Origin of the sequence: Lysinibacillus sp. HST-98 (assembly GCF_016757845.1) — a bacterium.
Taxonomy (GTDB): domain Bacteria; phylum Bacillota; class Bacilli; order Bacillales_A; family Planococcaceae; genus Lysinibacillus; species Lysinibacillus capsici.
The window spans coordinates 21,050-34,450 of sequence record NZ_JAENHX010000008.1 but is presented as its reverse complement, the minus strand read 5'-3'; the positions used below and the strand labels follow the sequence as shown (position 1 = coordinate 34,450).

Here is a 13,401-nt window from a genome sequence, read left to right as displayed (position 1 = left end):
TCCTTATTCTTCCGTTACATGTACTTTTAACGTTGCTGATACTTCATGATGTAGTTTTACAGGAACATTTGTAAAACCAAGTGAACGAATCCCATCAGGTAAAGTCATTTTACGTTTGTCAATTTTAATGCCGTGCACTTTTTGTAATGCATCAGCAATTTGCTTTGTAGATACTGAGCCAAATAAGCGGCCACCATCACCTGATTTTGCTTTTAGCTCAACTGTTAGTGCTTCTACTTTTTCCTTTAGTGCTTGTGCTTCAGCTAATTCAGCAGCAGCATTTTTTGCCTCTAATTTCTTTTGCCCCTCTATTTGGCTTAAAGCTTGCGCATTTGCTTCCGCTGCATAGCCATTCTTGATTAAGAAATTTTGTGCATAGCCATCAGCTACGTTTTTAATTTCACCTTTTTTTCCTTTTCCTTTAACGTCTTTTAAAAATACTACTTTCATTAGTCAGAACTCCCTTCAAAGACCTCATTTATGGCCTCTTCTAAATGTTTTTTCACGCCATCGATGGATTTAGCATCTATTTGGCAGGCAGCATTCGTTAAATGTCCACCGCCGCCAAGCCTCTCCATAATTAGCTGTACATTGACCTCGCCAAGTGATCGTGCGCTTATACCAATTTTTCCATCTGCCCGATGTGCAATGACAAAGGATGCACTAACATCCTTCATCGTTAGTAAAATATCGGCAGTTTGCGCAATTAAGACAGAGTCATACACTTTTGATTCCTCACCTACAGCAACAGCTACTCCTGGTTTTACGAACTTAACTGTTTGCACAATTTTGGAGCGCTCTATATATGTGTCCACGTCCTCCTTCAAGAGACGTTGGACTAATACTGTATCGGCACCATTTGTTCGTAAATAAGAAGCTGCTTCAAATGTACGTGCTCCTGTTCGAAGTGTAAAGCTTTTGGTATCAACGATAATACCCGCTAGTAATGCAGTAGCTTCTAGCATATTTATTTTTGCACGCTTCGGCTGATATTCTAGTAACTCTGTCACTAGCTCAGCTGTGGACGATGCATATGGCTCCATATAAACGAGTGTAGGATTTTCGATAAAGTCCTCACTTCGCCGATGATGGTCGATTACAACCACCTTTTCAGCTAATTTCAATAGGTGTGCATCAATTACTAAATTCGGCTTGTGTGTATCAACAATAACGAGCAACGATTTCTCAGTCATTTTACCAGCGGCTTCCTCTGGTGTAAGGAAATTTTCATAGAAATCTGATTTACTCTCTATTTCATTCATTAACCGTGTAACGCTACCATTTAATTCATCAAAATTGATAATGACATAACCCTTTACATCATTCATTTGTGCCATTTTCCGTACACCTACAGAAGCACCTATAGAGTCCATGTCAGGATTTTTATGTCCCATAACAAACACTTGGTCACTGTCTTGAATTAAGTCGCGTAAGGCATGTGAAATAACGCGCGCTCTAACACGTGTACGTTTTTCAACTGGATTTGTTTTTCCACCATAGAATTTAAGTTTTCCAGTAGGTTGCTTTATCGCCACTTGGTCTCCACCCCGTCCTAAAACAAGATCAAGACTCGATTGTGCCAGCTCACCCAGCTCCACTAATGAGGAGGATCCAGCTCCTACCCCAATACTTAATGTTAATGATAAATTCTTTTGAGCTGTTTTTTCACGAATGGTATCTAATATAGCAAATTTTTTCTTTTCTAGCTCCGTTAATATGGATTCATTTAAAACTGCTAAGAAACGATCTGATGATATTCGTTTGACAAATACGCCATGCTCTGCAGCCCATTCATTGACAATTGAAGTAACCATTGTGTTTGTTAAACTACGTGGTTGATCGTCCATGGCTTGCGTGATTTCATCGTAATTATCGACAAACAATATAGCGATTACTGTACGGTCTGCATAGTATTGCTTTTCAATGGCAATCTGTTCAGTTATATCAAAGAAATACAGTAGTCGTTCCTCTTTTTTATAATAAACACGATATTTCCGATCACGTAGTGTAATCGTCGCCTCATTAGTCTCCTCGGTCTTCATTAATACATAGATGTCATCAGATATATTTACAATACCTTCTCCAACTAATGATTCCATATTTAAAATGCCTTGCATATATGGATTAGACCATTCGATTTCGTACTGCTCATTAACCAGCAGTATCCCAATTGGCATTTCAAGTAGTGCCTCTTCCCCTACTTTTTTCATACGGAAGGAGATAGATTCAATGTGCTTTTCTGTTTCCTCAAAAGCTATCTTCTCTACCTTCCATGTGTAGGCCATCAGTAAAACAAAACCTACACCATAACCGATACCTATCCCGATATTCCAAATACATAGAAGCACGAACGTCACAGTTCCAAATATGGAAAGAACAAAAAGCGGATAGCGAATTGGTCGTTTTCTAAAAGTCCCCATTACAATCAGCCCCTTATTCTTTAGTATTCCCCTTTACAAGTGAACGTACGTCAAAACCTAAATCAACAATACCGAGTAAGATCATAAAGGATGATAGCGGAATTGCTAACAAAGTAGCTACCCATTTAACTCCGTTTGGCATCCCTTTTCTAGAGATAAAATAATGGATAAAAGATATTCCCTGTAGAATGAGTAACAACCATAAAATATAAGAAACATTTAATACAATGATATCTAACGTAGAACCAGCCTCAGGACGCATGAATAAATTAATGCATAACACAATCATGTAATACCATAAAATAGAGCGTGGTAATCTCATATTTTGGAACGGAGCAAATTTTGGAACATCTACCCCTAGTCTTCTTAGAGCTGGTAAATTGACTGTAATGATAACAAATGCAGCAAAAAATGCTGAAATTGTTATTGTTGCAGGCATAGTCAGTTCAATTGTTTTAAACATTGCCTCAAGCTGTTCTGGATTTATGGCTACTTGACCTGTTACATTCTTCGCAAATTCATTAGATTGCTCATAATTTTTACGTGCCATCTCTAAACTCATGCTTATGAAGTCAATTCCTGAAAGCTTTACATAGGCAATATAAACGATTGCCATCGAGAGGAGATTAGCAATCCCCGTGGACATAAATAAATAAAGCTTACTCTTCTTCAAATAAATGGCGTTACCCATAACGACACCTACTAACCCTAAAATAAAGGCAAATGGCAGCATGGATATTCCGCTCGTTATAGTGGTTAGGATACAGCCTACTATTGCTACGAGTATTGATGTGGAACGCTTGTAATTTGCGCTATACCAAGCAATCGGTAGTGGAGCGAATAATAAAGCTACTATAAAGATGAATGGTACATATGCAGAAATTAGCATTAAAATTGTAAAAAGTGCAACCATCATTGAGCCTTGTACAAGCGCTTTTGTTTGATTATTCGGCATTGAAAACCTTCCTTTTTTTCAGTCAAACTTACTACCCTTTATTGTACCATTTTTTCATAGTATTGAACAAAAATGACTTAGATCACTACTGTACATTGTCATTATTTTTTCAATTTTAATTCAGGCTTTATCTAAGTGGCTGGTAATTCTCTTTTAACCATAACAAAAAACCAGCATACTCGATACGAATATCGTAATATGCTGGTATTTAAAATTGATGTAAGGTCAGTTACCTTAACGTCATCAATCTTATTTATCTTCTGCTACGAATGGAAGTAATCTAATACCGAGATACTTTGATAGCTGAAGTTAATTTACGTTGGTACTTTGCACTTGTCCCAGTTACGCGACGTGGTAAAATTTTACCGCGCTCAGAGATGAATTTTTTTAATAAATCTACATCTTTGTAGTCGATGTGCGTAATATTGTTTGAAGTGAAGTAGCAAACTTTACGGCGTTTGCGGCCTCCGCGACGTGGTGCCATAGTGTGTCTCCTCCTTATCTTTTTTTATCATTTAGAAGTATTAGAATGGAAGATATGACAAGTTACATTGTCAAATCCCTTTGTTGTTCTTCTCTGAATATATTTTTAATAAAATGTTTAAAATTTTGATTATAACGGATAACTTGTATATTTTTGGTAAATTCAAAAGTAGAAAGGTTATTTGGCATGCCCAATTTAGTATAGAATGAACTTTTTGTTATTCATTATTATTGACAAACTATTGTATGGTTTAGTTGGAGAAAGGTTTCTACATATTTTATAAAATATAAATATACTTACTAATTTAACTTTCTAAATTCAACATAAATTTCGTACCTTAAGAATACTACCAAGAGTAATAAGTATCCTCGTCAATTTTTGGTTTCTAATCTATCCTATAGATTTTTCTACTAGTTCTTCTTTTCTCCAGTTAACCTAGTTCTTTGTACAGTAGTAGAATCTCGATTATTTTAATTAAGCTTTAATGAAATAGAATTTGATTTTATAGAATTTGATTCTTGAGTTACAACAATATCTTGTTGTTCAGAGCTTCCATCTGTATATTTTAAAATTACTTTGATTATTATGTCGTCATCTATTACCAAATTTCCATTATGAGGAATTGCAAGTGAATATTTATATTTATCCTGTTCATTATACTTAACTGTATAGGTATTTCCGATTTCCTTTGTACCATTGTATATATCTGAACCAGGCGAACTTCCAATCATAAATATCTTTTCTGATAATAACCAGTCTTTGTCTGCATATTCTTTAGCTGTAAGTCTAACATCCTCTATAAACTTGCCTTTGCTAATGGTATAAGTGATTGAGTCGATATGTTCTCCACTTATATTTAGCATAAGCTTTGTAAAAATTAAATTATCTACATCACCAGTAATATCAGTTGTACTACCTCTAGCTTCAGTTGATAATTCAAAAGTGGCTTTATCTGATGAAAGCTTGGTATTAAGCTGATTCCCATCATCACTCAATGCATAAGCTGTGATTGCAAAATTTGCGACTTGAAAGTTTCCATTCTTATTGAAAAGTGGAATGCCTATCATAATTGACAATAGGATTGCAAATGCACAAGCTGCAGAAATCCGTCCTTTAAAATTTTTCTTTTCTGTAATATTGCAATTTTTTTTCACACGATTTTTCATAGTTTTTGACATTTCAATAGAATTAACAGCTTCTTTAATCTTATCAAAGTTCATATTTCATTCTCCTTTCGATATCTTTCTCGAATAAGCTCTCTTCCACGTTGTAATCGCTTTTTAACTGCTGAAGTAGTAATGGCAAGTATTTTTGCTATTTCATCTACTTTATAGCCCTCTACATAATAAAGTAACAATACAATCTTATGTTTATTTGGCAATCTCATAAGATGTTCGATTAAACCATAGTTTTCATCATCCTTACAATATAGTTGCAAATCATTAATATCCATATGTTTACGAATAATATTGTACCTTCTCATATTCTTGCAGCGATTTGTAGCAATAGTAATCAACCATGCCTTCTCATGTTCTGAATCGTTAAATGGTGGAGATTTAGTTAGATAGGTAATAAAAGTGTCTTGTACGACATCCTCTGCATCATTCTCATTGCATAGAATAACAAGACACATTCTAAAAAGCATATTTCCATATTTATCAACAATTCGTTCTATATCTAGTTCGTTCGACCAAACTAATTGTTGCAACATCCATCAACTCCTTTCACTTATAACACACATGAAGTTACCATTTGGTGACATTCTATATAAAATAATTTTACCTAAAAACTGATCAATGCATAAAAATTGGAAAAATATTTTTCAATAGTCTTATATCCGAATCTAATCTTATTATATTATGTAATTAGAATGTCATTTTAGGTACCTATCGTTGATACTTTGCTATATCTATCGTTCTCTTAAATAAAACAAGCCCACCAAATAGGTGAGCTTGAAATAATTTTACATTTGATAATTTATTCAACCCAAGCAGAAACTGTTCCCCTGTAATATCCTCTCCAAGTGCCATTTGTAAGTTTTTCCGTTTTGTAAAGATTTATCCAACCCTTATACCAATATGATCCACTGAATGCTTCATAATAATAGGTTGCTGGTACATTGCTGTGAGTTGAATAAGTTTGAGGAGAAGGGATATCCACGTCCTTATAAAGATAGAAACCGAAAGGAGAGATTGAGTCATCTGGATAATCATCTCCTGCTAAAGATAGATTTACTTCCACAACATCGCTTTGAACAACTTCTGCGGCATTAGTTGAACTAGTAGATGCAAAAAACATAAGTACAACAAGCATCATTGCTGCCAATTTACTTAATTTAAACATAATTTCCACTTCCCCCTTAATTTGTAATTTATACAACTATAATATATATGATGACGGTTTTTCGTCCACCATAATTCAGAATTTTCTGATTTAAATAGAAATAAAAGATGCCTGTTTAAGGGAAAAAGGAAACTATCTTGAAAACTATAAATTACACATCTATGCATGAGTTGACATTTATTCTAGGGGTGAATATATAGTTAAAAATCATTGAGTTGTGTATGCAGCTCTTTTTTTCTTATTGAACTAACCTGGTGCTTTAGTTCAATAACGATCTTCAACGGGCGAGATTGTTGAATAATCCCAACTTTCCTTTATAGCAACAATCGTTGAGAAAACAGTATAAATAAAAAAAGCACAACAAAGGTTATGAAAACCTTGTTGTGCTTTTATTAATAAATAAATTTTATTTATCTTCTGCTACGAATGGAAGTAATCCCATAATACGAGATACTTTGATAGCTGAAGTTAATTTACGTTGGTACTTTGCACTTGTGCCAGTTACGCGACGTGGTAAAATTTTACCGCGCTCAGAGATGAATTTTTTTAATAAATCTACATCTTTGTAGTCGATGTGCGTAATATTGTTTGAAGTGAAGTAGCAAACTTTACGGCGTTTGCGGCCTCCGCGACGTGGTGCCATAGTGTGTCTCCTCCTTATCTTTTTTTATCATTTAGAAATATTAGAATGGAAGATCATCCTCAGATACTTCTATTGGCCCTTTGCTATTCGCAAATGGATCCTCATCTACACGTGTATAATTCGGCTGATTCATAGGTGGTTGATTTTGCTGATAAGAATCGCCGCCATAGGAACCCTGCCCTGGCATAGCGCCACCAAACTGTTGTTGTGGTTGACCACCGCCATATGACGGTTGGTTATTACCGTAAGTTTGTCCACCACCATATTGAGGAGCAGGAGCACCGCTACCATTACGGGGTTCTAAAAACTGTACGCTATCCGCCACGACATCTGTTGTGTATACTCGCTTACCATCTTGTCCTTCATAACTGCCTGTCTGGATACGACCTTCTACCCCAATTAAACTTCCTTTTCGCATGAAGTTCGCTAGGTTTTCAGCCTGTTTTCGCCAAGCAACACAGCTAATGAAATCAGCTTCGCGTTCACCTTGTTGATTTGAGAATGCACGGTTTACAGCTACTGTAAATCTTGTAGACGCAACTCCATTCGGTGTATAACGTAGCTCAGGATCTTTTGTTAGTCTTCCAACTAATACGACACGGTTAATCATCAGAATACAACCTCCTTTTCAGCGTTTTGTAAAAAATTAATTATTAAGCTTCTTCGCGAACTGCAATGTGGCGAATGATGTCTTCGCTGATGTTAGCAAGACGTGTATATTCGTTGATTGCATCTGAAGTAGCGTTTACTTTTACGATTTGGTAGTAACCTTCGCGGAAGTCTTTAATTTCATAAGCTAAGCGGCGTTTGCCCCATTCTTTTGATTCGATGACTTCTGCACCGTTAGAAGTTAACATTTCGTTGAAACGTTCAACTAAAGCTTTCTTCGCTTCGTCTTCAATGTTCGGACGTACGATGTACATTAATTCGTATTTTCTCATCTGTTTACACCTCCTTATGGACTTAGGCTCTCCTAATTAAGGGAGCAAGGAGCAAGTAATTAATTATTACTCACATCAATGAATTGTAACATATAGGTACATGTCTTTCAAGTCACAAACTAATAATTCGTTATATAATGGCAGTATATTTCATTATCTATGAAAGGAGTGCCTTCATGTTAACCAACAATAAGGAGCCTATCGTTATCGAATTAGATTTAAAAAAGTTAATGATCGACAATTTTGTGATTACAAGTGGTCTTGTCATATTATTTATTGCCATCCAATATATTTGCTTTAAAGATTTCCATTTTTCTTTTTGGAAGATGATTGGTGGCACAGCACTATTTGTTGTGCTGTATATAATTTTTATTATCCTACACGAGGCTTTTCATTTAATTGGCTTTATGATTTTTGGCAGAGTTCCCTTTAAAGCTCTGAAATATGGTGTAAATTTAGAACAAGGTATTGCCTATGCAACTACTGAGCGTCCTCTCCCCAACCATGCTATGAAAAAAGCTCTATTACTGCCATTCTGGACGACTGGAGTACTCCCAACCATTGTTGGGTTTTATCTTAACAGTACCGTTTTAATATTAATAGGGGCGGTGTTAATAGCTGGAGCTGTAGGCGATTTTGCCATGTATAAAGAGCTACGGAAATATCCACGTAATGCTATCGTTCAGGATGACCCTAAATTACCAAAGCTGTATGTTTATCTATTACAGGAAAAGGAGGATCATTAAAGTAAGACTACATAATTAAATAGAATCTGTAGATTAGAAATAAACAACTACAGATTCTATTTATACTTTACGGAGTTAAAAATCCATGCTGGGCTGCTGTATATAAATTTCTCCAAATACGGTTAATCGTAGAGGTTTCTGTAATAGCATCCATACCGAGACTGCGTATTAAATTATTCGCTATCTCTAAGCAAGCAGCAGCTATATCCTTAGCCATTTTTGTAAATTGTGATAATTCCTCTTCCGTTAATTGTTCACCTTTTTGATGCTGTTGCCAATAGACAGATAATGTTGCATAAAACTGTTCCTCGCATTGCTTGAAGCGTTTGTGCTGCTGCATCCATAAAAATTGAAAGGCTCCAATTCGTTCAGTTCTACTTCCATCATGATTTCGTTGCTTCATTAAAGCAAAAGCTTCTTCTAAAAAATTCTCTGTCATCCCAAGACAAACGCCTAAAAAGGAAGCCTCTGCAAAAGTGGTAAATGGAAAGCTATGTACTGAATTGCCATAATCGTTGCTGATGATCCCTAATTGAAAAGTAGCTTCCTGTGGCACCCAAACATTGTTTACACGGATTGTATGACTAGCTGTTGCCTTTAAACCCATTGCAGACCAATCATTCAAAATCTCTACATCATGTGCATTTACTGAGCAGCTAATAATTTTTTCGGTTTTGATACCATCTTCTTCAATTAAACAATTCATCGTAAATGTTGAAGCATAATTAGAACCACTACAATACTTCCATTGCCCTGTTACATAATAGCCACCAATTGTTTTTATAGCTATCCCTGTTGGATTTCCACTACCTGCTATAACTGCTTCTTTAGGAGAATAGATTTTTTCACAAATTTCCTTACTGAATGTTGGAATAAATGCGTTTCCACCTGTACCAATAGTAATGAGCCATCCAAAATTGCCATCAAGTGCAGACATCTGTTGAAATACCTTTACACCTTCTACTAAATTTAAATCTTTACCACCTAATTCTCTTGGAGTGAACAATTTGAATAATCGTTGTTCATAAATATAATCTAAGACATCTTGTGGTAGCATCCCCAGTTGCTCAAACTCTAAACCACGTTCCTTAATTTGCACAGGATTCATTCATAAGTCGCCTCCATACATTAAAAATTCTGATAACTACACAATCGAAAAAGGGCAACCATTTTAGATTGCCCTTGTAAGTTTTTTATACATTAAAGCGGAATAACATAATATCGCCATCTTGTACTTCATATTCTTTACCTTCAAGACGTACTTTACCAGCTTCCTTAGCCGCTGCTTGCGAACCTGCCTCAAGAAGATCATCATATGCCACTGTTTCTGCACGAATAAAGCCGCGCTCAAAGTCAGTATGAATAATACCTGCACATTGCGGTGCCTTCATTCCTTTACGGAACGTCCAGGCACGTACCTCTTGTACACCTGCAGTGAAGTAAGTAGCTAGTCCTAATAAGTCATAAGAAGTACGAATTAGTTGATCTAAACCAGATTCTTTAATTCCTAATTCTTCTAAGAACATAGCTTTTTCTTCATCATCTAACTCAGAAATTTCTTCTTCGATTTTTGCACAAATAGTAATGACCTGAGCACCTTCAGCGGATGCATACTCACGTACTTTTTTCACATACTCGTTGTTGTCTGCATCTGCTACTTCATCTTCTGAAACGTTTGCTACATAAAGCATTGGTTTAATTGTTAGCAGATGAAGACCTTTAATTACCTTCAATTCATCATCTGATAGCTCAGCTGCTCTAGCTGGTTTACCGTTTTCTAGTTGCTCTTTAATTTTTAAAAGCACTGGCTCTTCTATCATAGCCTCTTTATCTTTTTGTTTCGCCATTTTGCTAACTCGTTGTAAACGTTTATCCACAGATTCTAAGTCAGCTAGTGCAAGCTCTAGGTTAATAACTTCAATATCGTCAATTGGATCTACTGCACCAGAAACGTGAGTTATGTTTTCGTCTACAAAACAACGTACTACTTGACAAATTGCGTCTACTTCACGAATATGAGCTAGGAACTTATTTCCTAATCCTTCACCCTTGGAAGCACCTTTAACAATTCCAGCGATATCTGTAAATTCAAATGCAGTTGGCACAGTTTTTTTCGGTACCACTAATTCTGTTAATTTATCTAAACGTGCATCAGGTACTTCAACTATACCAACGTTTGGATCGATCGTTGCGAATGGATAGTTTGCAGCCAATGCGCCCGCTTTTGTTATTGCGTTAAATAATGTTGATTTTCCAACGTTAGGTAAACCAACGATTCCAGCTGTTAATGCCATTGATGGACACAACCTTTCTATACTCAGTTCAAATTTTCTCTCATATAACCTTATCTATTATATTGATTCACTAAGAAAAAGTCTAATATGCCTGATGTTACGACTCATCCGCAGAAAATAAAACCTTTTTCATTTTTTTCTCAAATTCACGACGTGGAATCATGACACTATGCTGACATCCTTCGCATTTGATACGTACATCCGCCCCCATACGAATAATTTTCCATTTGTTGGTACCACATGGATGTTGTTTTTTCATTTCAACAATATCATTTAAACCAAATTTTTTTGCCTCCATCTTACACACTTCTCCCCTCATCTTTGCCATAGAACATCATTTTTGGATAGACCATTGGTATATTATTTTCTTCAAAGAGCTTCGTAATATCGCGGCGTATGGTACGTGCTACTCCATATTGTTGCTGCGGTAATGTTTCAGCGGCTATACGTATGGTTACTTCTGTCCCTTTAACATTTTGCACACCTAGAAATACTGGAGCTGCAATTAATTCTTTATGCATCTTAGGCAATGTCTCTAAATACTTATTAATAACCCCTTCTGCTTTCTCAAAATCAGCATCCGTGGCCATTTGTAAATCTATAAAAATTTTCGAGTTGTTTACAGAATAATTGATGACTTCGCCTATGGCACCATTAGGAATGATGAACTGTTCACCAGTAGCACCATTAATTTTTGTTGTACGTAAGCCAATTTCTACAACCGTACCTTCTGCTGCATTTATTTTTATATAATCGCCTACACCAAACTGGTCTTCAAAAATAATAAAGAATCCAGTAATAACATCCTTTACTAAGCTTTGAGCACCAAAACCTATTGCTAAACCAACAATTCCTGCACCCGCTAATAAACCTGCTACCTTTATATTTAAGGAAGAAAGTATACCAATGATTGCAGAGAAATAAACGACATAGGAAATCACACTTTGTAATAATCTTGAAATTGTTCGTTGGCGTCGTTCTGAGTGGCTCAATGGTGAACGCATACGGATTAAAAACACTTTTTTAATAAATTTTTTACCTAATCTTACAGCTATCCACGATACGAATAGAATGAGCAAAATTTCTATAGATGCATCAATCACTTGTTCCCAAAGATCCTGAGATGTGAGCTTGTCCCAGTATTTCTCCATTAACTTTTTATTCTTTTCCATCATTACCACCTCTTGAATAACTTGCTAAAAATTTGCGTATACTGCATAAAAATTGAGCACTTCTAAAAATAAAAAGAAAGTGAGTTTTTTTATGAATACTATACCAAATTTGTTACTACCTTATTCCCTTCATCATGAGAGTAAAAATGCTGTTTGGCAATTAAGTACATTATTTTTAGAACATATACCGTTTCATCATGAAAGACTAATTTTTTGTTGTATTGGCAGTGATCGATGTACGGGTGATACACTTGGACCATTAACTGGTAGCTTTTTAAAAAAATCTGTTAGCTTTCCTTATGAAATTGTAGGTTCCTTAGAAGATCCTTTACATGCTCTAAACCTAAATTCTACAATGCAACAGCTACACAATCATACTACAAAACCATTCATTATTGCGATTGATGCCTGTCTCGGCAGTGAGCAAAATGTTGGTCATATTTCAGTTCAAAGTGGACCCATCTTCCCTGGAAAAGCTGTAAAAAAAGAATTACCCCCAATTGGAGACATTTCCGTGAAAGGAATCGTCAATATTGGAGGCTTTATGGAAATGCTTGTTTTACAAAATACAAGACTTCATATCTCTTATGCAATGGCTGAAAAGCTTTCTAGAGCATTATTACTGGCTGCTCATCGTTATTCACTAAAAAATGTAGAAGAAAGCCACCATAATACCAACAATGACGATACCTGGCAGCAAGTTAGCAGCTTTGATCTTAGCTAAGCCTGCAATGTTTAACCCTATTGCCATAATCATAACCCCGCCAACAGCCGTCATTTCTGTAATGAACATTTGCAGTGCAGCATCAGGGATAAAGGAACTTATAACACCTGCAAAAAGAGCTATTAATCCTTGATAAACAAAGACAGGTACAGCGGATAGCAGTACACCTATACCTAATGTCGATGCTAGAATAATGGATGTAAATCCATCTATTAATCCTTTTGTAATGAGTACATTATGATCATTACGAAGACCACTATCAAGAGCACCAATAACAGCCATTGATCCTACAACAAAAATTAGTGAGGCAGTTACAAAGCCCTCTGCTATGCTAATTTGATTTTGGTCATCCCGTTTTGTACGAAATAAATTCTCTACCCATTTACCAAGACGATTCATTTGTTTATCTAAATCTAACCACTCACCTATTACTGTACCTACCACTAAACTTACTACCAGTATAATAAAATTATCACTTTCAAAGCCCATTTTTATCCCTAATAATGTGACGGCTAAACCAATAATAGAAAGGACCGTAGATTTCATAGATTCAGGGATATTTTTAAAAATCCGCCCTACTAATGCTCCTGCTATAATTAACACAGCATTTATCAATGCCCCTAGTAATACCACACTTAAGCCTTCTTTCTCTCTAAAAAATAGAGAGCGCCTATTGCTT

The 13,401-nt window shown here is 35.7% G+C and carries 16 protein-coding genes and 1 pseudogene; 2 read left to right on the top strand and 15 right to left on the bottom strand.

Translation table 11 applies throughout. The features are described from left to right. Nucleotides 1–3: 3 nt before the first annotated feature. From rplI to rpsF, 10 genes and pseudogenes are all read right to left on the bottom strand, one after another. A complete protein-coding gene (gene rplI, locus JIN86_RS16940) occupies nucleotides 4–450 on the bottom strand; it encodes a 50S ribosomal protein L9 (protein WP_004233368.1) in 447 nt (148 codons plus the stop codon). Then, nucleotides 450–2,420 (bottom strand): DHH family phosphoesterase, encoded by a 1,971-nt coding sequence (locus JIN86_RS16935; protein WP_004233367.1) that lies wholly within the window; start codon nucleotides 2,418–2,420, stop codon nucleotides 450–452. Before JIN86_RS16935 ends, rplI begins: the two co-directional genes overlap by 1 nt. 13 nt (nucleotides 2,421–2,433) lie before the next feature. Beyond that, nucleotides 2,434–3,375, bottom strand: a complete 942-nt coding sequence (locus JIN86_RS16930; protein WP_004233365.1) for a YybS family protein — start codon at nucleotides 3,373–3,375, stop codon at nucleotides 2,434–2,436. A gap of 249 nt (nucleotides 3,376–3,624) precedes the next feature. After that, nucleotides 3,625–3,859 (bottom strand): annotated as a pseudogene (gene rpsR, locus JIN86_RS16925) (30S ribosomal protein S18). A gap of 470 nt (nucleotides 3,860–4,329) precedes the next feature. Then, nucleotides 4,330–5,079 (bottom strand): hypothetical protein, encoded by a 750-nt coding sequence (locus JIN86_RS16920; protein WP_202342430.1) that lies wholly within the window; start codon nucleotides 5,077–5,079, stop codon nucleotides 4,330–4,332. Continuing rightward, complete coding sequence (locus JIN86_RS16915; RefSeq protein ID WP_202342429.1) at nucleotides 5,076–5,570, bottom strand: RNA polymerase sigma factor; 495 nt, start codon at nucleotides 5,568–5,570, stop codon at nucleotides 5,076–5,078. Before JIN86_RS16915 ends, JIN86_RS16920 begins: the two co-directional genes overlap by 4 nt. A 266-nt stretch (nucleotides 5,571–5,836) precedes the next feature. After that, nucleotides 5,837–6,202 (bottom strand): hypothetical protein, encoded by a 366-nt coding sequence (locus JIN86_RS16910; protein WP_202342428.1) that lies wholly within the window; start codon nucleotides 6,200–6,202, stop codon nucleotides 5,837–5,839. 406 nt (nucleotides 6,203–6,608) lie between these two features. Further along, complete coding sequence (rpsR, locus tag JIN86_RS16905; protein ID WP_004233359.1) at nucleotides 6,609–6,845, bottom strand: 30S ribosomal protein S18; 237 nt, start codon at nucleotides 6,843–6,845, stop codon at nucleotides 6,609–6,611. A gap of 40 nt (nucleotides 6,846–6,885) precedes the next feature. Next, nucleotides 6,886–7,455, bottom strand: coding sequence for a single-stranded DNA-binding protein (ssb, locus tag JIN86_RS16900; protein WP_004233352.1), 570 nt, complete (start codon nucleotides 7,453–7,455; stop codon nucleotides 6,886–6,888). A 43-nt stretch (nucleotides 7,456–7,498) separates the two neighbouring features. Next, entirely contained in the window at nucleotides 7,499–7,786 is a 288-nt protein-coding gene (gene rpsF, locus JIN86_RS16895) for a 30S ribosomal protein S6 (RefSeq protein WP_004233351.1), read from the bottom strand. Between the two features lie 176 nt (nucleotides 7,787–7,962). Here rpsF and JIN86_RS16890 point away from each other — a divergent pair, with 176 nt between their 5' ends. Further along, nucleotides 7,963–8,532, top strand: a complete 570-nt coding sequence (locus JIN86_RS16890; RefSeq protein ID WP_202342427.1) for a DUF3267 domain-containing protein — start codon at nucleotides 7,963–7,965, stop codon at nucleotides 8,530–8,532. Between the two features lie 67 nt (nucleotides 8,533–8,599). On the opposite strand, the gene JIN86_RS16885 is transcribed toward JIN86_RS16890, so the two are convergent. The 4 genes from JIN86_RS16885 to JIN86_RS16870 form a co-directional block, all read right to left on the bottom strand. Then, on the bottom strand, nucleotides 8,600–9,640 hold the full coding sequence (locus JIN86_RS16885) for an acyl-CoA dehydrogenase family protein (RefSeq protein ID WP_202342426.1): 1,041 nt from the start codon (nucleotides 9,638–9,640) through the stop codon (nucleotides 8,600–8,602). Between the two features lie 85 nt (nucleotides 9,641–9,725). Then, entirely contained in the window at nucleotides 9,726–10,826 is a 1,101-nt protein-coding gene (gene ychF / locus JIN86_RS16880) for a redox-regulated ATPase YchF (RefSeq protein WP_016994923.1), read from the bottom strand. Nucleotides 10,827–10,923: 97 nt separating this feature from the next. After that, nucleotides 10,924–11,124, bottom strand: a complete 201-nt coding sequence (locus JIN86_RS16875; protein WP_004233342.1) for a DUF951 domain-containing protein — start codon at nucleotides 11,122–11,124, stop codon at nucleotides 10,924–10,926. Nucleotide 11,125: 1 nt separating this feature from the next. Continuing rightward, a complete protein-coding gene (locus JIN86_RS16870; protein WP_004233334.1) occupies nucleotides 11,126–11,998 on the bottom strand; it encodes a mechanosensitive ion channel family protein in 873 nt (290 codons plus the stop codon). Between the two features lie 91 nt (nucleotides 11,999–12,089). On the opposite strand from JIN86_RS16870, the gene yyaC reads away from it, so the two are divergent. After that, nucleotides 12,090–12,722, top strand: a complete 633-nt coding sequence (gene yyaC / locus JIN86_RS16865; protein WP_004233333.1) for a spore protease YyaC — start codon at nucleotides 12,090–12,092, stop codon at nucleotides 12,720–12,722. Here yyaC and JIN86_RS16860 read toward each other — a convergent pair. Beyond that, nucleotides 12,642–13,355: a DUF554 domain-containing protein gene (locus JIN86_RS16860; RefSeq protein WP_202342425.1), complete on the bottom strand. Its 714-nt coding sequence runs from the start codon at nucleotides 13,353–13,355 to the stop codon at nucleotides 12,642–12,644. The two genes, yyaC and JIN86_RS16860, sit on opposite strands and share 81 nt — an antisense overlap. Nucleotides 13,356–13,401 lie beyond the last annotated feature (46 nt).

Bases quoted from the DNA above. Each gene is read 5' to 3' on its own strand.
- JIN86_RS16915 (WP_202342429.1), bottom strand. From the start codon at position 5,570: ATGTTGCAACAATTAGTTTGGTCGAACGAACTAGATATAGAACGAATT.
- JIN86_RS16935 (WP_004233367.1), bottom strand. From the start codon at position 2,420: ATGGGGACTTTTAGAAAACGACCAATTCGCTATCCGCTTTTTGTTCTT.
- JIN86_RS16875 (WP_004233342.1), bottom strand. From the start codon at position 11,124: ATGGAGGCAAAAAAATTTGGTTTAAATGATATTGTTGAAATGAAAAAA.
- rpsR (WP_004233359.1), bottom strand. From the start codon at position 6,845: ATGGCACCACGTCGCGGAGGCCGCAAACGCCGTAAAGTTTGCTACTTC.
- yyaC (WP_004233333.1), top strand. From the start codon at position 12,090: ATGAATACTATACCAAATTTGTTACTACCTTATTCCCTTCATCATGAG.
- ssb (WP_004233352.1), bottom strand. From the start codon at position 7,455: ATGATTAACCGTGTCGTATTAGTTGGAAGACTAACAAAAGATCCTGAG.
- JIN86_RS16930 (WP_004233365.1), bottom strand. From the start codon at position 3,375: ATGCCGAATAATCAAACAAAAGCGCTTGTACAAGGCTCAATGATGGTT.
- JIN86_RS16870 (WP_004233334.1), bottom strand. From the start codon at position 11,998: ATGGAAAAGAATAAAAAGTTAATGGAGAAATACTGGGACAAGCTCACA.
- JIN86_RS16910 (WP_202342428.1), bottom strand. From the start codon at position 6,202: ATGTTTAAATTAAGTAAATTGGCAGCAATGATGCTTGTTGTACTTATG.
- ychF (WP_016994923.1), bottom strand. From the start codon at position 10,826: ATGGCATTAACAGCTGGAATCGTTGGTTTACCTAACGTTGGAAAATCA.
- JIN86_RS16890 (WP_202342427.1), top strand. From the start codon at position 7,963: ATGTTAACCAACAATAAGGAGCCTATCGTTATCGAATTAGATTTAAAA.
- JIN86_RS16920 (WP_202342430.1), bottom strand. From the start codon at position 5,079: ATGAACTTTGATAAGATTAAAGAAGCTGTTAATTCTATTGAAATGTCA.
- JIN86_RS16885 (WP_202342426.1), bottom strand. From the start codon at position 9,640: ATGAATCCTGTGCAAATTAAGGAACGTGGTTTAGAGTTTGAGCAACTG.
- rpsF (WP_004233351.1), bottom strand. From the start codon at position 7,786: ATGAGAAAATACGAATTAATGTACATCGTACGTCCGAACATTGAAGAC.
- rplI (WP_004233368.1), bottom strand. From the start codon at position 450: ATGAAAGTAGTATTTTTAAAAGACGTTAAAGGAAAAGGAAAAAAAGGT.